This window comes from Streptomyces sp. NPDC058620 (assembly GCF_042717135.1).
Classification (GTDB): domain Bacteria; phylum Actinomycetota; class Actinomycetes; order Streptomycetales; family Streptomycetaceae; genus Streptomyces.
The window spans coordinates 1-20,034 of record NZ_JBHXQO010000085.1 but is presented as its reverse complement, the minus strand read 5'-3'; the positions used below and the strand labels follow the sequence as shown (position 1 = coordinate 20,034).

The 20,034-nt window shown below is 72.2% G+C and carries 20 protein-coding genes; 13 read left to right on the top strand and 7 right to left on the bottom strand.

Going from position 1 to position 20,034, the window contains the following annotated elements:
* Positions 1-124 precede the first annotated feature (124 nt).
* Positions 125-1,615 (bottom strand): LVIVD repeat-containing protein, encoded by a 1,491-nt coding sequence (locus ACFWSK_RS35350; protein WP_383795586.1) that lies wholly within the window; start codon positions 1,613-1,615, stop codon positions 125-127.
* Positions 1,616-1,819: 204 nt separating this feature from the next.
* On the opposite strand from ACFWSK_RS35350, the gene ACFWSK_RS35345 reads away from it, so the two are divergent.
* Both ACFWSK_RS35345 and ACFWSK_RS35340 read left to right on the top strand, forming a co-directional pair.
* Entirely contained in the window at positions 1,820-2,461 is a 642-nt protein-coding gene (locus tag ACFWSK_RS35345) for a DUF305 domain-containing protein (protein WP_383795583.1), read from the top strand.
* Between the two features lie 110 nt (positions 2,462-2,571).
* The gene (locus ACFWSK_RS35340; RefSeq protein ID WP_383795580.1) at positions 2,572-3,951 is read left to right on the top strand and encodes an FAD-dependent oxidoreductase; all 1,380 of its coding nucleotides are present in this window, start codon (positions 2,572-2,574) and stop codon (positions 3,949-3,951) included.
* 29 nt (positions 3,952-3,980) lie between these two features.
* On the opposite strand, the gene ACFWSK_RS35335 is transcribed toward ACFWSK_RS35340, so the two are convergent.
* The 4 genes from ACFWSK_RS35335 to ACFWSK_RS35320 all read right to left on the bottom strand — a co-directional run bounded on the left by ACFWSK_RS35335 (position 3,981) and on the right by ACFWSK_RS35320 (position 6,914).
* The gene (locus ACFWSK_RS35335) at positions 3,981-4,358 is read right to left on the bottom strand and encodes an ArsR/SmtB family transcription factor (RefSeq protein WP_383795578.1); all 378 of its coding nucleotides are present in this window, start codon (positions 4,356-4,358) and stop codon (positions 3,981-3,983) included.
* A 90-nt stretch (positions 4,359-4,448) separates the two neighbouring features.
* Positions 4,449-5,186: a class I SAM-dependent methyltransferase gene (locus ACFWSK_RS35330; protein WP_383795575.1), complete on the bottom strand. Its 738-nt coding sequence runs from the start codon at positions 5,184-5,186 to the stop codon at positions 4,449-4,451.
* A 56-nt stretch (positions 5,187-5,242) separates the two neighbouring features.
* Positions 5,243-6,352 (bottom strand): NADH:flavin oxidoreductase/NADH oxidase, encoded by a 1,110-nt coding sequence (locus ACFWSK_RS35325; RefSeq protein WP_383795572.1) that lies wholly within the window; start codon positions 6,350-6,352, stop codon positions 5,243-5,245.
* Between the two features lie 169 nt (positions 6,353-6,521).
* Positions 6,522-6,914 carry a hypothetical protein gene (locus ACFWSK_RS35320; protein WP_383795570.1) on the bottom strand — a complete coding sequence of 131 codons (393 nt, stop codon included), beginning with the start codon at positions 6,912-6,914 and terminating at the stop codon, positions 6,522-6,524.
* 458 nt (positions 6,915-7,372) lie between these two features.
* Between ACFWSK_RS35320 and ACFWSK_RS35315 the strand changes: the two genes are divergently transcribed.
* The 4 genes from ACFWSK_RS35315 (at position 7,373) to ACFWSK_RS35300 (ending at position 11,412) form a co-directional block, all read left to right on the top strand.
* Complete coding sequence (locus tag ACFWSK_RS35315; RefSeq protein ID WP_383795567.1) at positions 7,373-8,458, top strand: WD40/YVTN/BNR-like repeat-containing protein; 1,086 nt, start codon at positions 7,373-7,375, stop codon at positions 8,456-8,458.
* A gap of 91 nt (positions 8,459-8,549) precedes the next feature.
* Positions 8,550-9,227 carry a uracil-DNA glycosylase gene (locus tag ACFWSK_RS35310; protein WP_383795565.1) on the top strand — a complete coding sequence of 226 codons (678 nt, stop codon included), beginning with the start codon at positions 8,550-8,552 and terminating at the stop codon, positions 9,225-9,227.
* Positions 9,224-10,339: an N-acetylglucosamine kinase gene (locus tag ACFWSK_RS35305; RefSeq protein ID WP_383795563.1), complete on the top strand. Its 1,116-nt coding sequence runs from the start codon at positions 9,224-9,226 to the stop codon at positions 10,337-10,339. The genes ACFWSK_RS35310 and ACFWSK_RS35305 overlap by 4 nt, the downstream gene beginning before the upstream one ends.
* Positions 10,340-10,488: 149 nt before the next feature.
* Positions 10,489-11,412 (top strand): sirohydrochlorin chelatase, encoded by a 924-nt coding sequence (locus ACFWSK_RS35300; protein ID WP_383795560.1) that lies wholly within the window; start codon positions 10,489-10,491, stop codon positions 11,410-11,412.
* A gap of 84 nt (positions 11,413-11,496) precedes the next feature.
* Here ACFWSK_RS35300 and ACFWSK_RS35295 read toward each other — a convergent pair whose 3' ends face one another.
* On the bottom strand, positions 11,497-12,558 hold the full coding sequence (locus ACFWSK_RS35295; RefSeq protein WP_383795558.1) for a lactonase family protein: 1,062 nt from the start codon (positions 12,556-12,558) through the stop codon (positions 11,497-11,499).
* A gap of 111 nt (positions 12,559-12,669) precedes the next feature.
* Entirely contained in the window at positions 12,670-14,172 is a 1,503-nt protein-coding gene (locus tag ACFWSK_RS35290; RefSeq protein ID WP_383795592.1) for an FUSC family protein, read from the bottom strand.
* A gap of 229 nt (positions 14,173-14,401) precedes the next feature.
* Here ACFWSK_RS35290 and ACFWSK_RS35285 point away from each other — a divergent pair, with 229 nt between their 5' ends.
* The 7 genes from ACFWSK_RS35285 to ACFWSK_RS35255 all read left to right on the top strand — a co-directional run bounded on the left by ACFWSK_RS35285 (position 14,402) and on the right by ACFWSK_RS35255 (position 19,992).
* Positions 14,402-14,884: an Lrp/AsnC family transcriptional regulator gene (locus tag ACFWSK_RS35285; RefSeq protein WP_383795555.1), complete on the top strand. Its 483-nt coding sequence runs from the start codon at positions 14,402-14,404 to the stop codon at positions 14,882-14,884.
* Positions 14,885-14,909: 25 nt separating this feature from the next.
* Positions 14,910-15,635, top strand: coding sequence for an HAD family hydrolase (locus ACFWSK_RS35280; RefSeq protein WP_383795553.1), 726 nt, complete (start codon positions 14,910-14,912; stop codon positions 15,633-15,635).
* Between the two features lie 227 nt (positions 15,636-15,862).
* The gene (locus ACFWSK_RS35275) at positions 15,863-17,134 is read left to right on the top strand and encodes a protein kinase (RefSeq protein WP_383795589.1); all 1,272 of its coding nucleotides are present in this window, start codon (positions 15,863-15,865) and stop codon (positions 17,132-17,134) included.
* 177 nt (positions 17,135-17,311) lie between these two features.
* Positions 17,312-17,827: a DUF4232 domain-containing protein gene (locus tag ACFWSK_RS35270; protein ID WP_383795551.1), complete on the top strand. Its 516-nt coding sequence runs from the start codon at positions 17,312-17,314 to the stop codon at positions 17,825-17,827.
* 92 nt (positions 17,828-17,919) lie between these two features.
* The gene (locus ACFWSK_RS35265; protein ID WP_383795548.1) at positions 17,920-18,528 is read left to right on the top strand and encodes a DNA polymerase ligase N-terminal domain-containing protein; all 609 of its coding nucleotides are present in this window, start codon (positions 17,920-17,922) and stop codon (positions 18,526-18,528) included.
* 318 nt (positions 18,529-18,846) lie between these two features.
* The gene (locus ACFWSK_RS35260; protein ID WP_383795545.1) at positions 18,847-19,707 is read left to right on the top strand and encodes a VOC family protein; all 861 of its coding nucleotides are present in this window, start codon (positions 18,847-18,849) and stop codon (positions 19,705-19,707) included.
* Positions 19,708-19,803: 96 nt separating this feature from the next.
* Entirely contained in the window at positions 19,804-19,992 is a 189-nt protein-coding gene (locus tag ACFWSK_RS35255) for a DUF6381 family protein (protein ID WP_383795542.1), read from the top strand.
* Positions 19,993-20,034: the final 42 nt, after the last annotated feature.

Genomic DNA, 20,034 nt, shown 5'->3' with positions numbered 1-20,034 from the left:
GTGCGGGTCCGGCCGGCTCAGGGGAACGGTGTGTCCCCGTGGTACTCGTCGATCGACGGGCATTCCGCCGGGCCATGTACGGCCCGGCGGGACACCTCGTGTGCCGTGCGGTGGAGCCGACGGCCTAGCGGTCGAAGTAGTCCGGCTGCGTCTGCACGTTGAGCTCGGACATCCGCACCTTCTTCGCCGGGTCGGTGCGCCGGTCGTCGAGCCTCAGCACGTCGAAGCCCTTGGCGATGTCGTTGCTGTAGATGTGGCCGTTGTAGTAGTACGCGGACCACGGACCGGCCGTGGTGACCCTGTCCAGGGTGACCGGACCGCGCTCGAAGAAGGCGATCTCCTTCGGAGCGGCGGAGTTGGTGAAGTCCCACACCGAGATGCCGCCCTGGTACCACGCCTGGACCATCAGGTCGCGGCCCTTGACGGGGATGATCGAACCGTTGTGGGCGACGCAGACCTCGGCGTCGGCCTGGTGGCGGTCGATCTTGAAGTAGCTGCGGAAGACCAGCTTGCGGTGGTCGCCGCGGCCGACGATGTCGTAGATGCCGTCGGCGCCGCGCTTCGGGCCGATCGCCTCGTTGCAGGTCGCCGCGCCGCCGCCGCCGAGCTCGTCGGTGAAGACGACCTTGTTGGCACCCTGGTTGAACGTCGCCGAGTGCCAGAACGCGAAGTTCACGTTGTCCTGGACGCGGTCGATGATCTTCGGGTTCTCCGGGTCCTCGATGGAGAACAGCAGACCGTCACCCATGCAGGCTCCGGCGGCCAGGTCCTTGGAGGGCAGCACGGTGATGTCGTGGCAGCCGGTGGTCTTGGAGACGCCCGGGTTGGTCGGCGCGCCCGGGTTCCCACCGTCCGGGAAGAGCACCGGGAAGTTCACGATCCGGGCCTCTTCGGGGGCGCTGCGCGGCACCTTGATGACGGAGATTCCGTCATGCGGCGGCTGGCAGTCGGGGAACGCCTCGTTCGGCGAGTACGAGGAAACGTACACGTACACGCTCGAACGCTTGGGGACCAGCGTGTGGGTGTGCGAACCGCACGCGGTCTCGACAGCGGCGACGTACTTCGGGTTGGTCTTGTCGCTGATGTCGAAGATCTTCATGCCCTCCCAGGAGGACTTCTCCGTGGCGGGCTGAGAGGTGCTCGCACACGAGTCGTCGCTGCGCGAGGAGTCGGTGGACAGGAAGAGCAGGTCGCCGGAGACCGTGATGTCGTTCTGCGATCCGGGGCAGAGGACCTGCGCGACGGTCTTCGGGGACGACGGCTTGCTGATGTCGTAGATCACGAAGCCGTCGTAGTTGCCGGAGAACGCGTACTTCCCCTGGAACGCCAGGTCCGAGTTGGTGCCCTTGAGGGCGTCCTTCGGCACGTTGGCGAGGTGCTTGATGTTCGGGCTGTGGACGATCTCGTCCACGCCGGGTATCTCGCCGCTCTGTATCGCGGCCGTGGCTTCGGCCTCCTGGCCGGCGGAGATGCCCTTGCGGGTGGTGGGGGCATCACCGGGATCGGGCGTCGCGACGGCGGTTCCGGCGGTCAGCAGAGTGGCGAAGAGCCCGGCCGCGGCTGCTGCCACACCCAGACGTCTGCGCCGCACGCGGGTGGTGTGCAACGAGGTCACTGTGTCCTCCCTAGTATCCGTTCATAGTTGAACGGGTTCACGGACCCCGGCAGTATCGTCCCTTCCATGTGCACATCAACAGATGGCAACAGAGACGTAATAAAAGTTTCTGATCATCACCCTGCGGAAGCGTGTTAGGACGGTGTGCACCAAACCCATGTGGCACAGGAGGTCGCCGTGTTGATCCGCCGTCAGACCAGACGCATGCGCGGAACCGCTCTCGCGGCAGCGGTCGCCGCTGCCGCGTTCGCCCTCGGAGCCTGCGACTCGGGAGGCGGGGACAAGGACACCAACTCCAAGGCGGACAAGGGTCCTTCGGTCGTCGCGCCCGGAAAGCCGGGCGAACCGGCCCGGCATCTGTCCGCCGAGGAAGCCCGTAAGGAGGTCGGCGTACCGGCACCCAACTCCGCCGATTTCCGCTACGCGCAGATGATGATCGAGCACCACACGCAGGCTCTGGTGATGACTGATCTCGTCGCCGACCGTGCGGGTTCCTCCTCCGTGAAGCGGTTCGCGGATCGCATCGCATCAGGTCAGAAGCCCGAAATCGCCGCGATGGAAGGTTGGCTGAAAAACAACGGTGGGGACAAGCGCAAGCAGGCCCACGACCACTCCACGATGCCCGGCATGGCGACGGAGGCACAGCTGAAGGAGTTGCGCGCCGCCCGCGGCAGGGACTTCGACGAGCTCTTCCTGAAGCTGATGATCACCCACCACCAGGGAGCGGTCACCATGGCGACCGAGGCGCTCTCCGAGGGCAACGACGTGCCCGTGGAGGAGATGGCGACGGATGTCGTCGCCCAGCAGACGGTGGAGATCGACCGGATGCGCACGCTCCTGAAGTGACGCGCACACTCCTGAAGTGACGGACGCGGCGGCAGAAGCCGGGCCCGCGCCCCTCCCCCGATCCGTGCGGCGGTGCGATGCTGGAAACAGCCCGCGGGAAGAGGTGCGCCGTGCTCCGTGTCGCCGTCATCGGTTCGGGTCCCAGTGGGGTCTATACCGCCCAGGCCCTGGTCCAGCAGTCGCTGGTGCCGGACGTGCGGGTGCACGTCCTGGACCGGCTGCCGACGCCGTACGGGCTGGTGCGTTACGGCGTCGCGCCCGACCACGAGAAGATCAAGTCCCTCCAGAACAGTCTCCGGGCCGTTCTGGAGGACGAGCGGATCACCTTCGTCGGCCATGTCGAGGTGGGCGGCGCCGGCGGACTCTCACCCGATCGGCTCAAGCAGCTCTATCACGCGGTCGTGTACTGCGTGGGCGCGGCGACGGACCGCGGTCTCTCGGTGCCGGGCGAGGACCTGCCCGGCAGCTTCTCGGCCACGCAGTTCGTCTCCTGGTACAGCGCGCACCCGGATGCGGCCGTCGACGCCTTCGCGCTCCGCGCCCGCTCCGCCGTGGTGATCGGGGTGGGAAACGTGGCGGTCGACGTGGCCCGGATCCTCGCGCGCGGCGCGGACGAGCTCAGGTCGACGGATGTGCCGCCCGCCGCGCTGAGCGCGCTCGCGGGCAGCCTGGTGCGTGATGTGCACATCGCGGGCAGGCGCGGTCCCTCGCAGGCCCGGTTCACCACCAAGGAACTGCGGGAGCTCGGCGCGCTGCCGCGGGCCCGGATGCTCGTGGACGCCGCGGAGCTGGCCCGCGACCCGGCGTACGCGGCCCCGGCGGGCGGGCCGGGCACGCCGGCGCCGCCCGCGGTGGTGCGGCGCAATCTGGAGGTCCTGCGCGGCTGGGCGACGGACCCGGCGCCGGCCCGGGCGGACCGGCTGCGCCGCATCCACCTCCGGTTCTTCCTGCGGCCGGCGGAGCTTCTGGAACGCGCGGGGCGCGTGGCCGGGGTGCGGTTCGCGCATACGGAACCGGACGGTGCCGGGGGCGTACGGGACACCGGCGCGTACGAGGACATCGAGGCCCAGCTCGTGCTGCGGGCCGTCGGGTACCGGGGGCTGCCGCTGCCCGGTCTGCCCTTCGACGCCGCCCGCGGAACGGTGCCCCATATGGCCGGGCGGGTGCTCAGGGACGGGACACCGGCGCCCGGGGAGTATGTCGCGGGATGGATCAAGCGGGGGCCGACCGGGGTGATCGGATCGAACCGCTCGTGCGCCAAGGAGACCGTCGCCTCGCTGATCGATGACGCTCCGCTCCTGCTGCGGCGGTCCGTGGCGGCCGATCCGCTGAGCACCCTGCGGAGCTGGGGAGTGCGGCCGGTCGAATGGGACGGCTGGCTGGCGATCGAGCGCGCCGAGGCCGCACTCGGACGGTCGCTCGGCCGCGGGCAGGTGAAGATCCCGGACTGGAACGGTCTGCTGGACGCGGCCCGGGACGACGGGCGCTGAGGAACCCGCAGCGGCCCACGGGGCGGGAGTCAGCCCGCGAGGCGCTCCGCCTGCCGGTCCGCGGCCGCGAGCACGGCGTCCAGCAGTCCCGGGAAGAGCGCGTCCAGGTCGTCCATCCGCAGGCCGCTCACCTTGGCGGTGCCCCGGTAGGTCTGGTGGATGACTCCGCTCTCGCGCAGCACCCGGAAGTGGTGCGTGGTGGTGGACTTGGACACCGGCAGGTCGAAGGTGGAGCACGCCAGGTGGTCGGCGGTGCCCGCCAGTTGCCGCACGATGCGCAGCCGTACCGGATCGGCGAGGGCATGCAGGACGCCTTCGACCCGGATCTCCGCACGGGCGGGGTGGGCGAGCGCGCGGGAGCCGGCGGCCGTCGCGAGGTCGGTGGTGGTGGCGCTTGCGGGGGTCACGGTGGCTCCACTCGTCCGGGGGCTCCATTGTACGAGAACCGTCGTAGTTCCGGGGTCCGGGAGACGGGCCGTTCCGTCGCGCGGCTCCCGTCACTCCCTTGTCGCCACCACCAGACGTGCCCGGGGGCTGCCGTCCGGGCGGCTGCCCAGCTCCGACAGCGGCAGCAGCCGTACGGTGAACCCGGCCGCGGCAAGGTCGTCGAGCACATCGGGGAGCGGGAAGGTCCGGTAGTACATCACGAACGTCGGCCGCCAGAGCGCGTTCCGCACCCGCATGGCCAGGTCGAAGCCCAGGAGCGACCAGTAGGCCGGCGAGCCCACCACCGGCGGCGCGCCCACCGGAAAGACGAACCTGCCGCCCGGCCGCAGTGAGGCGTACACCTGCGCGAAGAGGGCCGGCCGCTCCTTCGGCAGGAAGTGGCCGAACGCCCCGAGGCTGAGGGCCACGTCGAAGGCGGGCGCGAAGGGCAGGGCCAGCGCGTCGGCCCGCACCCAGTGCACCGCGGGACCGGCTCGGGACCCGTCCTCGTCGGCCAGGGCGGACCGGCCGACGGCCAGCATGCCCGCGCTGAAGTCGACACCGGTGACCCGCTCGCCGCACACCTGCCGCAGGACGCTCATGCCCGCCCCCGTGCCGCAGCAGACGTCGAGCCCCGCGTCGAACGGTCCGAGCGGCCGTAGCGCCCGCGTGACGGCGTCGAGCACCCTGTCCGGCGTCCGGTAGGGCGTCAGGTCGAACTTCGGGGCGAGCAGGTCGTATCCGCGCTCGATGGAGGAGAGCGCCTGGACGGCCAGTTCGCGGAGAGTGGGGCCCTCTGGAGTGAACATCGCCGATCAGCGTACCCACAGAGGGCCCCCGGTGAGGTGGGGCGTGGGGCGCCGGGTCAGACCGCCCAGCCGTACTGCTCGGGAACCGGCACCGTGCCGCCGGCCAGGTCGCGCGCGGCGTCGCGCGCGAAGTAGGGGTTGCGCAGCAGTTCCCGGCCGAGCAGCACGGCGTCCGCCCGGTGGTCGGCGACGATCTTCTCGGCCTGGACCGGGTCGGTGATCAGGCCGACCGCGGCCACGGGGAGGCCCGTCTCGGTGCGGACCCGCTCGGCGAACGGCACCTGGTAGTCGGGGCCCACGGGGATGCGCGCCCCGGGGGCGAGCCCGCCGGTCGAGACATCGAGCAGGTCGACTCCGTGCGCCCGCAGCTCGTGCGCGAGGCGGACCGTTTCGTCGGCCGTCCAGCCCTCCCGCCCGTCGTCGGCGTTCTCCGTGAGCCAGTCGGTGGCGGAGATGCGGAAGAACAGCGGAAGCTCCTCGGGCCACACCGCGCGCACCGCGTCGACGACCTCCAGGGCGAAGCGGGTGCGGTTCTCGAAGGAGCCGCCGTAGGCATCGCTGCGGCGGTTGCTGTGCGGGGAGAGGAACTCGCCGATCAGATATCCGTGCGCGCCGTGGATCTCCGCGACCTGGAAGCCCGCCGCCAGCGCGCGCCGGGCGGCGTCCGCGAACTGCTCGACGATCTCACCGATCTCGTCCACGGTCAGCTCTCGGGGAGCCGGGCGGTCGTCGTCGTACGCCACGGGGCTGGGAGCGACCGGCAGCCAGCCCTCGCCGTCCGGCGCACCGGCTTCGATCGGGCCGCCGCCGCGCCAGGGACGCTCGGTGGACGCCTTGCGTCCGGCGTGCGCGAGCTGGATGCCCGGGATGGTGCCCTGGCCGGCGAGAAAGGCCGTGATGCGGCGGAACGCGTCGGCCTGCGTGTCGTTCCAGAGGCCCAGGTCCGCGGGGCTGATCCGGCCCTCAGGGCCGACCGCGGTGGCCTCCACCAGGATGAGGCCGGTGCCGCCGGCGGCGCGGGCCGCGTAGTGGGCGAAGTGCCAGTCGTTGGCGACGCCCGCGTTCGGCCCGAAGACCTCCGCGCTGTACTGGCACATGGGCGCCATCCAGATGCGGTTGGGAATGGTCAGCGATCGCAGGACGTAGGGCTCGAAAAGGGCGCTCACGACAGACTCCGTTTCACCTGATGCGACGGGCACGGCGGACGCGGCGGATCGACGCCGCGCCTTGTACGAGAGATACCGTACTACGACGATCGTCGAATTACGAAACCTCTCGTACAACAGGGTTCCCGCGCGCTCCCGCGACGCCCTGGCCGCTCGGCCCTCTGCCCGCTCAGTCCCCTGCCCGCACGCGGTACCGGAGTGTGATGGCGGCGTCGGCCCCGTATGCCTGGGTCCAGCTCCGCCCGGCGGCCGACTTCCAGGTCACATGAGCGGTGGACCCGTCGTTCCTGACGCTCTCGACCGTCATGACCCGGTCCCCGTCCCGCACGTCGCCCCGGCGCAGCTCGCTCGCCGTGACGGTGACCGGCTCCGCCGACGACACCCGCTCCGCCTCCTCGGCGGCCCGCACGAGCGCGGCGGCCAGCTCACGGGCCGCCGCCGGAGTGCAGGACCAGGAGAGCCCCTCCGGCCGGGCGGAGAACCGGATGCCCACCTGGAGCTCGCCAGGGGTCACCTCGACGGGCACTCGGCGCCCCTCGGTGTCGTCGATCTCGATGCTCATGACTTCCGCCTCCTCGTCCGGCTCACGACCTTAGCCGTGACCTGCGGGAACCATGACGGGGCGGACTCCCGTGCGTACCGCCGCGGCCGTCAGCCCGGGCAGACGTCCAGACGGCCGCTGGGGCGGACCAGAGCGGCCGGGTGCGGGGTGCCACCGCACAGTCCGTCCTCGGCGGGCCAGTCGTAACCCGCGGGTGGGAGACGGCCACGGCGCCCGGCAGTCCTTGGGAAGTCACCACAGGAGCTCCTCGGTCTCTGCGCCCGGCCCGGTAAGCGCTTTCCCGCGATGACGCCGGCGCGCGGCCCGGACAGGATCAAGAGCACCTGCACGCGCACGGCTCCGGGGTCCTGCCATCGCCGCTTCGACCTGCGGCAACACCGGCTCTGCGCGCCACTGTCAGTGGCCGGGTGCAGACTGGCCCGTATCCGGCTCAACGGCGTTTCGGGAAGGTCTCTGACATGACCGATGTACTGCTCACCGTAGGCACCCGCAAAGGGCTCTTCATCGGCCGCAGGCGCGGCGGCACCTGGGAGTTCGACGGCCCGCACTTCAACGCCCAGGCGATCTACTCGATCGCCGTCGACACCCGCCGGGAGACTCCCCGGCTGCTCGTCGGTGGCGACAGTGCCCACTGGGGCCCCTCGGTCTTCCACTCCGACGATCTGGGGGCCACCTGGGTCGAACCGAAGCAACCGGCGGTGAAGTTCCCGCAGTTCACCGAGGCGTCGCTGGAGAGGGTCTGGCAGCTCCATCCGGCCGGGCCGGAGGCGCCGGACGTGGTCTACGCGGGCACGGAGCCGGCGGCCCTGTTCCGCTCGGAGGACGGCGGCGAGTCCTTCGAGCTGGTCCGCCCGCTGTGGGAGCACCCGACCCGCTCGAAGTGGGTGCCCGGCGGCGGCGGCGAGGGTCTGCACACCATTCTCACCGACCCGAGGGACCCCCGGGCGATCACGGTCGCGGTCTCCACGGCGGGCGTGTTCCGGACGAAGGACGGCGGCGCGAGCTGGGCCCCTTCGAACAAGGGCGTGTCGGCGGTCTTCCTGCCCGACCCGAACCCGGAGTTCGGCCAGTGCGTCCACAAGGTGACGCGGGACGCGGCCGATCCGGACCGGCTCTATCTCCAGAACCACTGGGGGGTCTTCCGCAGCGACGACTCCGGGGACTCGTGGACGGACATCGGCGCGGGGCTGCCCTCCGACTTCGGATTCGCCGCCGCCGCGCACCCGCACCGCGGCGAGACGGCCTACATCTTCCCGATCAACGCCGACGCCGACCGCGTCCCGGCCGGGCGCCGCTGCCGGGTGTTCCGTACGAGCGATGCCGGCCGGACCTGGGAGCCTCTTTCCGAGGGCCTTCCGCAGGGGGCGCACTACGGCACGGTCCTGCGCGACGCGCTCTGCACGGACGACGCCGACCCCGCGGGTGTCTACTTCGGCAATCGCAACGGCGAGGTGTTCGCGAGCGCCGACGACGGCGACACCTGGCAGCAGCTCTTCTCCCATCTGCCGGACGTGCTGTGCGTACGGGCGGCAGTGATCGGCTGACCGGCCGGTACCCGCCGAACGGTATGGCGGATGTTGGCGCCCTCACAGGTCAGTTGATCAGCGTGGTCGTATCACCAGTAGAGTGCGGCCCGTGGCAGCACGACCGTTGAAAGAAATCGTCGAGCCGGGGTGGGCGCAAGCCCTTGAGCCCGTGGCCGAACGCGTCGCCGCGATGGGCGACTTCCTGCGTGCCGAGATCGCCGCGGGGCGCACCTACCTGCCTGCGGGGTCCCATGTCCTGCGGGCATTCCAGCAGCCGTTCGAAGAGGTGCGGGTCCTGATCGTCGGTCAGGACCCGTATCCCACGCCGGGCCACGCGATCGGTCTCAGCTTCGCCGTGGCCCCCGACGTCAGTCCGCTGCCGGGCAGCCTGGAGAACATCTTCCGGGAACTGCACGCGGATCTGGGGCTCCCCCGGCCGTCCAACGGCGACCTGACACCGTGGACGCGGCAGGGGGTGCTACTGCTCAACAGGGCGCTGACCACCGCACCCCGGCGGCCTGCGGCCCATCGCGGCAAGGGCTGGGAAGACGTCACGGAGCAGGCCATCCGCGCACTCGTGGCCCGGGGCACGCCACTGGTGTCGGTCCTGTGGGGGCGCGACGCCCGCAACCTGCGCCCCCTGCTGGGCGACTACCCGGCGATCGAGTCCTCGCACCCCTCCCCCATGTCCGCGGACCGGGGCTTCTTCGGCTCACGGCCGTTCAGCCGGACCAATGAGCTGCTGGAGCGCCAGGGTGCGCAGCCGGTCGACTGGCGACTGCCGTGACCGCTCCCCCGGACCGGTTCGTCATCGGCGTGGACTCCGGCGGTTCGGGGTTGCGGGTGGCGCTCGGGACGGTCGACGAGAAGCGGCCCGTATCGACGGCGGTCTGTTCCGAACCGGTGCGGACGGGTCCCGGCGGTATCGACGCGGACCATCTGCTGACGCAGCTCCTGCCCGCCGTCCGCGGACTGCTCGACCGGGCGACGGAGGGGCACGCGGGCGGTGCGGAGCCCCCTGCCGGCTCCCCCGCGGACTCCTCCGTCGGCCTTTTCGGCATCGCCGCTCTCGCGATCGGTGCCGCCGGGATGGCGACGCTCGGTGAGCGGCTGCGCGCGGAGCTGCCGGACGCGCTCGCGGCCGAACTGGGTGTACGGCGACTGGCGCTGGCCGCCGACGCGGTGACCGCGTACGCGGGCGCGCTCGGCCAGCGGGCGGGCGCCGTGGTCGCGGGCGGTACGGGCATGATCGCGCTCGGTACGGACCTGTCCGAGTGGCGCAGGGCCGACGGCTGGGGTCACCTTCTGGGTGACTGCGGCGGCGGGGCCTGGATCGGCCGGGCCGGGCTCGAAGCGGCGATGCGCGCCCACGACGGACGGCGCGGCGGGTCCGCCGCCCTGCTCGCCCGGCTGGTGGCCGTCTTCGGTCCGGCAACGGACCTGCCGGGCCTGCTCTATCCGCGCACCGACCGGCCGGCCCTGCTCGCGTCCTTCGCCCCCGAGGTCGCGGCGTGCGCCGCCGACGATCCGGTCGCCGCGGGCATCCTGCGGGAGGCCGCGGCCCATATCGCCGAGACGGCCGCGGCGGTGTGTCCGGAGGCCGGTCCCGAGGGTGCCGGGCAGCGCGAAGTGGCCCTGACGGGTGGCTTGTTCCAGATGGGTGACCCCCTCCTCGCCCCCCTGCGCGAAGAGCTCGCGCGGCAGGTGCCGCAGGCGGTGGTGGTACCCGCCGCGGGCGATCCGCTCAGCGGTTCCCTCCGGATCGCCCGGGCACTCGCCACCGCCGGTCTTCGACTGCCGCTCCATCCGACTTTGCTGTTCGTGCCGGACCGGGCACCGTCCACTGCCGCGCAGGACGCGACCGGGTCCGGACAAGGGCGTCGACCGGGTGCCGATTAGGGATACGAGCAGTCATTCGGGAAGGCTTTGCAGCCGACAGAGCGGGGCAGTTGACCGCTATGCGACTCAACGGACATTAGTGGACAGATAACGCCTGACTGGGCCCTCCCCGAACAGAGGAGCACCCAAAACCAGTAGCATGCGGCGCCATGAGCACCCCCACTGGGCCCGCTTCCGGCCTGCCTGTACGAATGCCGCGACCTCGCCAGTCCGGACGGCACCGCCGCCCGGAGCCCGTGGTCGCACCCGAGGGCGCTGCCGCGCTCGTTCTCGCCGTTCCCGGTACCCCCTCTTCGGCCACGCGCAGCCTGGCCGAAGAGGTGATCAGCATCGCCCGTTCCGAACTCCCCGGCCTCAATGCCCGGATCGGATATCTCGACGGTGACGAGGCCGAGTACCCCGCGCTTTCCTCCGTACTCGCCCACGCCGCCGCCGAGCGTGTGGCGCGTTACGAACAGGCCATCGCCTTCGGCCGCGAGGTCGCCGCCCCCGAGGGGCCTTCCGCCGTCGTGGTGCCGCTCCTCGCGGGGCCGGACAACGCCCTCATGCGGCGGATACGGCAGGCCGTGATGGACAGCGGCACCCAGGTCGAGCTGACCGATGTGCTCGGCCCGCACCCGCTGCTCGCCGAGGCGCTGCACGTGCGCCTCTCGGAGGCAGGGCTGGCGCGCGCCGACCGCGCCAGGCTGTTCACCGTGGCCACTGCGGCGGACGGCATCGTGCTGGCCACCGTGGGCGGTGACGAGGCCGTGCAGGCCGCCGGGATCACCGGCATGCTGCTGGCCGCCCGTCTCGCGGTGCCGGTGATGGCCGCCGCGCTCGACGTGGAGGGTTCGGTCGCCTCGATCGCGGAGCAGCTGCAGAACTCCGGTTCGGCCCAGCTGGCACTCGCGCCGTATCTGGTGGGCCCGGAGATCGACGCGAGCCTCCTGGACGCCGCCGCGAAGGAGGCGGGCTGCGCGATGGCCGAGCCGCTCGGCGCGTATCCGGCCATCGGCAAGCTGGTGCTGTCGCTGTACGCGACGGCGCTCGGCATCACCCCCGCGACGCCGCAGGGCGCGCAGGCGCACTGATCAACCACCGCACGTCGGCCGGTGCGGTACGGACCCGGGAAACCCCGGGTCCGTACCGCACCGGCCGTTTTCGCCTCCGGGGTGTCAGGCGAAGGCCACGCAGGAGGGCGCGGGGACGTCCAGCGAGCCCGCGGGGCGGGGGATGCCCGTCGCGGCGTCCACGGCGAACCAGGCGACGTTCCCGGAGCGCTCATTGGCCGCGTACAGCCACTGCCCCGAGGGGTCGAGGGCCAGGTCACGCGGCCAGTGCCCCCCGCAGCCGACGGTCGCGGCCAGGGCCACCTTCTCGCCGGTCACGTCCAGGGTCAGGACCGAGATGCTGTCGTGCCCCCGGTTCGCGACCCACAGGAACCGCCCGTGGTGCGAGACGACCACCTCGGACGGGTACGTACGCACCTCGGCCTCGGCGATCACGCTTTCGGGCAGCACGGCCGTGACGGCGACCGGTTCGAGGACGCCGGAGGCCGCGTCCCAGGTGCACACGGTGAGGGTCGGTTCGAGTTCTCCGACGACGTAGGCGAAGCGGCCCGCGGGGTGGAAGGCCAGGTGGCGCGGCCCCGTACCCGGACTCAGCGCCGTCTCGCCATGCAGGCGCAGCTCTCCCGTCGCCGGGTCGACGGCGCAGACGCGTACGGAATCGGTGCCGAGGTCCACGCTCAGCAGCCACTGCCCCGAGGGGTCGGGCAGTACCTCGTGGGCGTGCGGGGCCGCCTGGCGGGAGGCGTCCGGCCCACTGCCCTCGTGCTGGAGGACCGATTCAGCGGCCCCGAGCGAGCCGTCGGCCAGCACGGGAAGCACGGTGACGCTGCCGGAGCCGTAGTTCGCCGTGACGACGTGACCGGCGGCGAGCGTGAGGTGCGTGGGACTGTCCCCGCGCACGGCCTGGAGGGCGCCCAGGAGGCGCGGCACGTCGCCCGTCACGTCGAAGGCGGCGGCCGCCCCCTGCGAGGTCTCACTGACCGCGTAGAGAACCGTTCCGCCCGGCCCGAGGCCGCTCACCAGGTACGACGGGTCGGGGACGGCGTCGGTGGCACCGAGCACCGTCAGCGCACCCGTGTCCCGGTCCACGGCGGCGGCGGTGATCCCCTGCCCGCCCGCCGAGGTGAACGACCCAATGAACGCCCGTCCGGCGCTGTTCCCGCTCATCGCGCTACCCCTCTTCACCGTCTGTCCCGATCTTCGGGCCGACGGTAGCAGGCAGCGCATTCTGGTCCAGACCAATCAGGGGCGACCGGCGCGGCACGCGGGCCGCGCCGGTCAGGCCGTGCTGAGCGGGGCCCGAGGCGAGGTCCGCAGGGGCGCGGCGAGATCGGCGAGCACCCGCTCCAGGGCATGGAGATGGGCGAGTGCCGCCTCCGCACCGGGGTGGTGGTGCGGGGCCTGCTCGGGGACGGCCAGCCGGTCCGTCAGAGCCTGTCCGGGCGGCGCCAGGGCGAGCACCGCCGCCTCGACCCGGTGGCAGGCCGCGGTGAGCCGCGCGTCGTGGGAGGCGTCCGGATCGGCGGCCACCGTGGCGAGACCGCGCACTTCGCGGGCACAGGCGTCGAGCAGCTCCATCACCTGGCGGGCGCGCGCCTTGCGGGCCCGGAGCGGGCTGACGGGATGCACGAGCGGGGCCAGTGACAGCCTGGCCCGGCCGAGCAGGAGTTCCAGTTCGGCGGCGAGCGGCGCCGGGTCGGCCCGCTCGTCACCGGCCAGCCGCATCGCGGCGACGCCGGTGCAGCGGTGCACGCAGTGCAGGGCCCGCTGGACCCACGCCTCGGTCGTGGCGTGCGTGGTGACGGGGAGAATCAGGGCGACCCCGATCACCGCGCCGAGCGCGCCCGCGGCCGTCTCCTCGAAACGCAGCCAGAGCAGGCCCGGGTGCAGAACGCCGAGGAGCCCGTACAGCAGACCGGCCATCACGGTGACGAAGAAGGTCATCCAGCTGTATGACGGGGCGGCCGTGTAGAAGATGCCGAAGACGCAGACGGCGACGAGGACAGCGGTCGGTCCGACGGCGCCGTGCAGCGGTACGGCGACGACCAGACCGACGGCGATCCCGGCGACGGTGCCGACGACCCGGCGGAAGCCGCGTACGAGGGTCTCGCCGCGCGAGGCGGTGTTGACGAAGATCCACCATGCGGTGCCGACGGCCCAGTACCAGCGGTCCGGGGAGAGCAGCAGACCGACGGCGAGCGCGATCGCGCAGGCCGCCGTGGCCTGGAGCGCCTGGCGGGTGGTCGGCCTGGCGAGACCCCGGCCGGTGAGCGGGGCGGGCTGGGCGGGCGGCGGGGTACGCCGTTCGATGCACCAGGCGCCGAACCGTACGGCGCAGGACGCTGCCACGGCCAGGGCGACCGCGCCGTACAGCTCGGGGAGCTGGCCCGGGACGGCGTGCAGGAACTGGGTGCTGAAGAACATCATGAAGCCGAAGATGCCGAGCGCGTGGCCGCGCGGGCCCCAGCGTCGTGCGTACACCCCGGCGAAGACGACGGCGAGCCAGCTGACGGACCGCAGCAGCGGCTGCCCGTGCAGGGTGCTGGCCAGGGCGAGGACGGGAAACCCGACGGCAGGCAGCAGCAGGGTGGTGACCGCCTGCCTGCGGACCGTCGCGTCACCGACGGTGAACAGCGCGAGGAGTGCGGCGAGTCCTCCGGTGATGGACGCGGTCAGGGACAGGCCGGCCAGTTCGGCCGCGGCCACCGCCAGACCGATACCGAGCACGGCACGCAGCGAGACCCTCAGTCGCAGGAGCCCCGGATCAGGGGCCACGAACATCCTCTTCACGACGGTCGGACCGCCCCCTTCGACTTGAGAGACACCCTCTTGTGAACGGCAAAGGCGCCGCGTAACCGGAAGCGGCATCGTCGCCGTCCGGGGCTGCGCAGCGCCATGGATGAGTCAAGGAAAGCACCCTGCGGGACAGTGGCTCAACTCGACGAGCGCGTGCTGTGCCATTGGTACAGTCGAAGCACGTTTCGCCGGGCCAGAAGGGGGCCAACGGACCATGGCGGTGGATTCTCTCGACACCCGCATCCTGCGCCTGCTGATCGAGCAGCCGCGCACCAGCGCGCGGGAGTACGCGCGCGTTCTGGGGATCGCCCGCGGGACGCTCCAGGCCCGGATCGACCGCCTGGAGCGGGACGGCGTGATCACCGGTACGGGCCCCGCGCTCTCCCCCGCCGCCCTCGGCCACCCGGTGCTCGCCTTCGTGCACCTGGAGGTCACCCAGGGGCACCTGGACGAGGTGGGCGAGGCGCTCTCCGCCGTCCCGGAGATCATCGAGGCGTTCTCGACGACCGGCGGCGGCGACCTGCTGACCCGGGTCGTCGCCCGCGACAACGGGCATCTGGAGGATGTGATCCAGCAGCTGATCCAGCTCCCCGGCGTGGTCAGGACCCGGACGGAGGTGGCGCTGCGCGAGCGGGTGGCGCACCGGGTGCTGCCCCTGGTCGAAGCGGTGGGTCGGACGGCCGGCGGCGCGGACTGATCACCCGCCCGGCATGCTGGGGGCCATGCATTCACCGCGTACCCAGGTCCCGGTCCCCCACGTCGTCTTCGATCTCGACGGCACCCTCGTGGACAGCGAGCCGAACTACTACGAGGCGGGCCGCCGCCTCCTCGCCCGGTACGGCGTGACGGATTTCAGCTGGGAGTACCACACCCGCTTCATCGGGATCGGCACCCGTGAGACGCTGACCGCGCTGCGAGCCGAGTACGGGATCGAGGCACCGGTGGACGAACTGCTGGCCGGAAAGAACGCCCTCTATCTCGAACTGGCCGGCTCCTCCACCGAGGTCTTCCCCGAGATGCGGAAACTCGTGGAACGCCTGCACGGAGCGGGCGTCCCGATGGCGGTGGCCTCGGGTTCCTCCCGGGCGGCGATCGGAGCGGTGCTCGCCGTCACCGGCCTCGACGCGTACATCTCCCTGTACGTGTCCGCGGAGGAGGTGCCGCACGGCAAGCCGGAGCCCGATGTCTTCCTGGAGACCGCGCGGCGCATGGGAGCGGAACCGGCCGAATGTGTGGTGCTGGAGGACGCCCCGCCCGGCGCTGCGGCGGCGCGCGCGGCGGGGATGCGCTGCCTCGCGATCCCCTATGTGACGGGGACGGCGGGCGATCCGGCGTTCCTGGCGGCGGATCTGCTCTTCGCCGGCGGGCAGCGCGGGTTCACGGCACAGGCCGCGTACGACTGGCTCCTCCGGGCGGGTGGCCCAGGAGTCACCGCGCCGATTGGCTGATTGCCGCCTCCACCAGCACGGCCGGCCGACGCAGCAGGTCACCGGTGCCAACTGCGGTCCCGCAGGCCGATATCCTGACCCGGCCGCGCACCCCTTCCTCATCCCGTTCCTGATGAGCCCGATGAGGTCGCCTCCGCGGCTGTCGAAGCGGGCCACAGTTCGAGATTGGTGCACAGGTGCTGGTAGCAGGTCGGTACCGGTTGATATCCCCTATCGGCCGCGGCGGCATGGGCGAGGTGTGGCGCGCGACGGACGAAGTCCTCGGCCGTGCCGTCGCCGTGAAGCTGTTGCTGGGCGACGGTGACGACGCGTCATCGGCCGCCCGCTTCCGGCTGGAGGCGCAGACCGCCGCCCGGCTGAGCCACCCTCACCTCGTGGCGGTGTTCGACTTCGGGGCGTGGGAGGACCGGTTCTACCTCGTGATGGAACTGGTCGAGGGCAGGAGTCTCAGCGATCTGCTCGCGGCCCAGGAGACGGTGCATCCGGAGCAGGTGGCCCGGATCGCGGGCGAGGCGGCCGCGGGGCTGGCCGCGGCCCACCGGCAGGGCGTCGTGCACCGCGACATCAAGCCCGGGAACCTGATGCTGGATGCCGAAGGGTCGGTGAAGATAGGCGACTTCGGGATAGCCCAGTTCGTCGACGATCCCGCCACGGCGCTGACCACCGCCGGACAGATCGTGGGCACGAGTCTCTATCTGGCCCCCGAGCGCGCGCTCGGCCGCACGGCCGACTCGGCGTCGGACATGTACTCCCTGGGCTGTGTGATCTATCAACTCCTGGTCGGTCACCCGCCGTTCCGTTCCGATACGGCGACCGCGACGCTCTATCAGCATGTGGACACCCCTCCCGTGCCGCTGCGGCAGCGGGGCGTCGACATCTCCCCCGCGTTCGACGCGTATCTGCTGAGCCTGCTCGCCAAGCAGCCCGAGGCCCGGCCCGGCGCGCAGCAGGTGTCCGACTGGTTCCGCACCGACGCCTGGCGCGGGCGCCCGGAGCCGTTGCCCCCGCACGTCACCCCCGCCGGTCCGGTGCGCGCGTCGGCGGCTCCCCCGGCCCGCGGCCCGCACACCTCACCGATGTCCGCAGGTGCGCGGCGGTCCGGCCCGGACACGGCGGGCGGGGCCGCGGGCCCCACGACGTACCGGCTGCCGCAGGCAACCGGCCGAAGACGGGCCCCGGCGCCCGCCCGCAGGCGCAGCACCCGTGAAGCGATCCGGCGTCGGCCGCGGGTGGCCAGTGCCATCGCGGGGACGGCCGCCTTCATCGCCGCCGTGTACCTGGGGATGGTCCTGTTCGCCCCGGACCCCAGCTCCGCCGAGACACCGGCCACCGACCCCACGGGGACGACGGGGCCCGTGACGCCGGCCGAGGACGCGCCGGCGCGGGACACCGCACCGTCGGAGGCCGCCCCGCAGGAGGGCTCCCCCGGGGACGAGGAGCAGGGCGACGGGCAGGGGCACAAGGACCAGGAGAAGGACAAGAAGCACGAGGACGACTGAGGCCCGGCTCGGCCCGGCTGGCACACGCGCCACAACCGATGGCCGGGCAAGCGCGTCGTAGGAGGCAGACCGCCGGTCCGCGGTGGATGCTGGTCGGGCGTGCGCCGCCCCGGGGCCCGCTCGTCCGGCTCCGTCCGCCGCGTGCACCGATGCCCACGCCCATGAACGGGGATTCTGATGCGTATCCGTCCTGCTCTCGCCGCTTCGTCCGCGGCCGTCCTCGCCCTGCTTGCCGCGTCCGGCGCTCCTGCCGCCGCGGCCCCCGGACCCGCCGTCTGCGCGGAGCGTGCCGTCGAGGTGGCCGCCGCCGCTTCGCCCGACGTCGCGGACGTGGTGCGGATCAGCGTCACCAACCAGGGCCCTCGCCCCTGTGTCGTCGACCGGGTCCCCACCGTGGTCTTCGGTGACCTGGACGGCCCGGCGCTGCCGGTGCCCGAGACCGGGAGCGCGCCGTACCGGCTGGCCGCGGGCCACTCCGCGTACGCGGCCGTACGCACGCTGGACCCCGCTTCGACGGAACTGCGGCGGGTGGACGGGGTGACCGTCGCCGGGCATCCCGCGCACCACGGGCGGACGTTCGACGCCGCTTCCCTCGGGGCGCCGGACGGAATCCGCGTCTGGGAACCCGTCACCACCTGGTGGCACCCCACCCGGGCCGGGGCCGACGCGGTGCTCGCGGAGCACACCGACTGATACGGAGCCCGCCGGCCACCGGCTCACCACCGTGCGGTCCACCGCGGGGGGCCGCACAGTGGAAGGAGGGGCTGCGGGCGGGAGGACCTGGCGTGAACACCGACGACGAACGGCGGGCCGGAGCGGGTCCGGAGCAGCACGGGAACGGCACAAGCGGTGGTGCTCCCCGGTTCGTGGTGCAGATCCACGACGCGCGCCGCATGCACTTCGACTTCCGGCTGGAGGTCGACGGCGTACTGAAGTCCTGGGCGGTGCCCCGGGGCCCCTCGGACAATCCGCAGGACAAGCGGCTGGCCGTACCGACGCAGGACCATCCCCTGGAGTACCGCGAGTTCGAGGGCGTCATCCCGGAGGGCGAACAGGGCGGTGGCACCGTCATCGTCTGGGACCAGGGCACCTACCGGCCGCTCAGCCATGACGAACAGGGCACGCCCGTGTCGTTCGAGGAGGCCCTGGAGCGCGGTCACGCGACCTTCTGGCTCGACGGTGCCAAACTCCACGGCGAATTCGCCCTCACCCGCTTCCGGGTCGGGGACGAGGCGCCGGGGCCGAGCCAGGTGGCATGGCTGCTGATCAAGGCGAACGACAACCAGGCGGTCCACGACAGACCCGGCACCCCCAACCCGTACCACGCGCGGTCGGCCCGTACGGGGCGCACACTGCACCAGGTCGAAGCCGCGGAGAGCGAACACACCGGCTGAGAGACCAGGCCGGCGGCGGCCATCTCGTGAGCCACCCGGGATGCGACGGTGGGGACAGGGCGCACGAGTGGCCCGCCACCGTGCCTTCGGGCAGCATGGTCGGCGAGGACCGGCCGCGCTTCGCGCATGCCGTGCGGGGCATCGGCCGGACACGTACGCACAAGTCCATGGCAGGAGTCCAGACGGCGGCGGCGTCGCACCGTGCGACTGCCAGGCACGCGCCGACCGGCGTCCGCGATGTGGCAACACGGCCGCACCCAGGGCGCCCGTGAGGGCCGGGCAAGGGCCGCGCCGGTCCGCTCTGGAGGTGTACGCACCGTGATCGGCTCGCATCCACAGGAGACTCCGCGGCGGAGGTCTCCGCTGCAGAGGTCCACGACAGACGCCTCGGGGCTCGGCGCGCCGTGCTGGGCCAGTCTCGCCACGCGCAGCCTGGCCTCGTCGCAGGAGTTCTACGGGGCCGTACTGGGGTGGACGTTCCGCGGAACGGACCTGGGCGACGAATTCAGTGTGGCCCTCTACGACGGCGTACCGACGGCCGGTCTGGCGGAACTCACGGACGTCCTGCACATCGCGAACGACTGGACTCCCTACTTCGCCGTTCCCGACGCCGATGTGGCCGCCGCGCGGATCAGGGAGCGCATGGGCACGCTCGCGGTCGGGCCCATCGACTTCCCGATCGGCCGGGCGGCGGTCGCCGCCGATCGCGACGGCGCGCGTTTCGGAGTGTGGCAGGGGCGCCTCGTGGCGGACTGGCAGGCCTGGCGGGAGCACCGCCCCTGGTGGCTGGACCTGACGACCCCCAAACCGTTCGAGGCGGCGCTCTTCTACGGAGAGATCCTCGACTGGGCCTCGGAGCGTCCGGGCTTCTGCGAAGTCGGTTACGAGCACGACGACGTGGTGCTCCGTGACGACGGCCGTGTCGCTGCCCTCATCACGGCTGGCGCCGAGGACGGACTGACCTTCCCCGGGTGCGGACCGCGCTGGAACGTGCACTTCCCCGTGCGGGACGTGGAGGTGGCGCTGAAGACCGCGGTCCGGCACGGCGGCCTGGTCCTCGAACGCCGGATCTCGGCCCATGAGGACGGGGCCACGCTCCGCGACCCCGGCGGCGCCGTCTTCTGCGTCACGTCGGCCACCGGTCCTTCGCCGGTACAGGGCGACGAAGAGTGGCCGTGAACACACCCGATTACGGAACGTGACATCACGGGGTGCAGTCCCGGCAGGAGGCTGGTTCCCTGGCACTGTCCGCTCTCCATGAACCCAGGAGTGATCATGAGCGCCATATCCGGACCCTCGGGCCGTGCCCAGCACCTGCGCCAGAAGGCAAGCGAGTTGAGTCAGGCCGCTGAGCGCACGACCGACCCCGAGCACCGACTGCGCCTTCAGCGGAAGGCCCAGCGGCTCCTGGCGCAGACCGAGCAGGACGGTCACGAGGCGGACGGCGGGGCCGGCGGACGGTGACGGCCCCGATTGCCGGGCCCGGGCGGGTGTCAGCTCCCCGCC

Excerpts from the sequence above, each read along its gene's own strand:
- ACFWSK_RS35330 (WP_383795575.1), bottom strand. The coding sequence starts at position 5,186 with ATGTTCACTCCAGAGGGCCCCACTCTCCGCGAACTGGCCGTCCAGGCG.
- ACFWSK_RS35290 (WP_383795592.1), bottom strand. The coding sequence starts at position 14,172 with ATGTTCGTGGCCCCTGATCCGGGGCTCCTGCGACTGAGGGTCTCGCTG.
- ACFWSK_RS35255 (WP_383795542.1), top strand. The coding sequence starts at position 19,804 with ATGAGCGCCATATCCGGACCCTCGGGCCGTGCCCAGCACCTGCGCCAG.
- ACFWSK_RS35270 (WP_383795551.1), top strand. The coding sequence starts at position 17,312 with ATGCGTATCCGTCCTGCTCTCGCCGCTTCGTCCGCGGCCGTCCTCGCC.
- ACFWSK_RS35285 (WP_383795555.1), top strand. The coding sequence starts at position 14,402 with ATGGCGGTGGATTCTCTCGACACCCGCATCCTGCGCCTGCTGATCGAG.
- ACFWSK_RS35320 (WP_383795570.1), bottom strand. The coding sequence starts at position 6,914 with ATGAGCATCGAGATCGACGACACCGAGGGGCGCCGAGTGCCCGTCGAG.
- ACFWSK_RS35345 (WP_383795583.1), top strand. The coding sequence starts at position 1,820 with ATGCGCGGAACCGCTCTCGCGGCAGCGGTCGCCGCTGCCGCGTTCGCC.
- ACFWSK_RS35275 (WP_383795589.1), top strand. The coding sequence starts at position 15,863 with ATGGGCGAGGTGTGGCGCGCGACGGACGAAGTCCTCGGCCGTGCCGTC.
- ACFWSK_RS35295 (WP_383795558.1), bottom strand. The coding sequence starts at position 12,558 with ATGAGCGGGAACAGCGCCGGACGGGCGTTCATTGGGTCGTTCACCTCG.
- ACFWSK_RS35300 (WP_383795560.1), top strand. The coding sequence starts at position 10,489 with ATGAGCACCCCCACTGGGCCCGCTTCCGGCCTGCCTGTACGAATGCCG.
- ACFWSK_RS35280 (WP_383795553.1), top strand. The coding sequence starts at position 14,910 with ATGCATTCACCGCGTACCCAGGTCCCGGTCCCCCACGTCGTCTTCGAT.
- ACFWSK_RS35315 (WP_383795567.1), top strand. The coding sequence starts at position 7,373 with ATGACCGATGTACTGCTCACCGTAGGCACCCGCAAAGGGCTCTTCATC.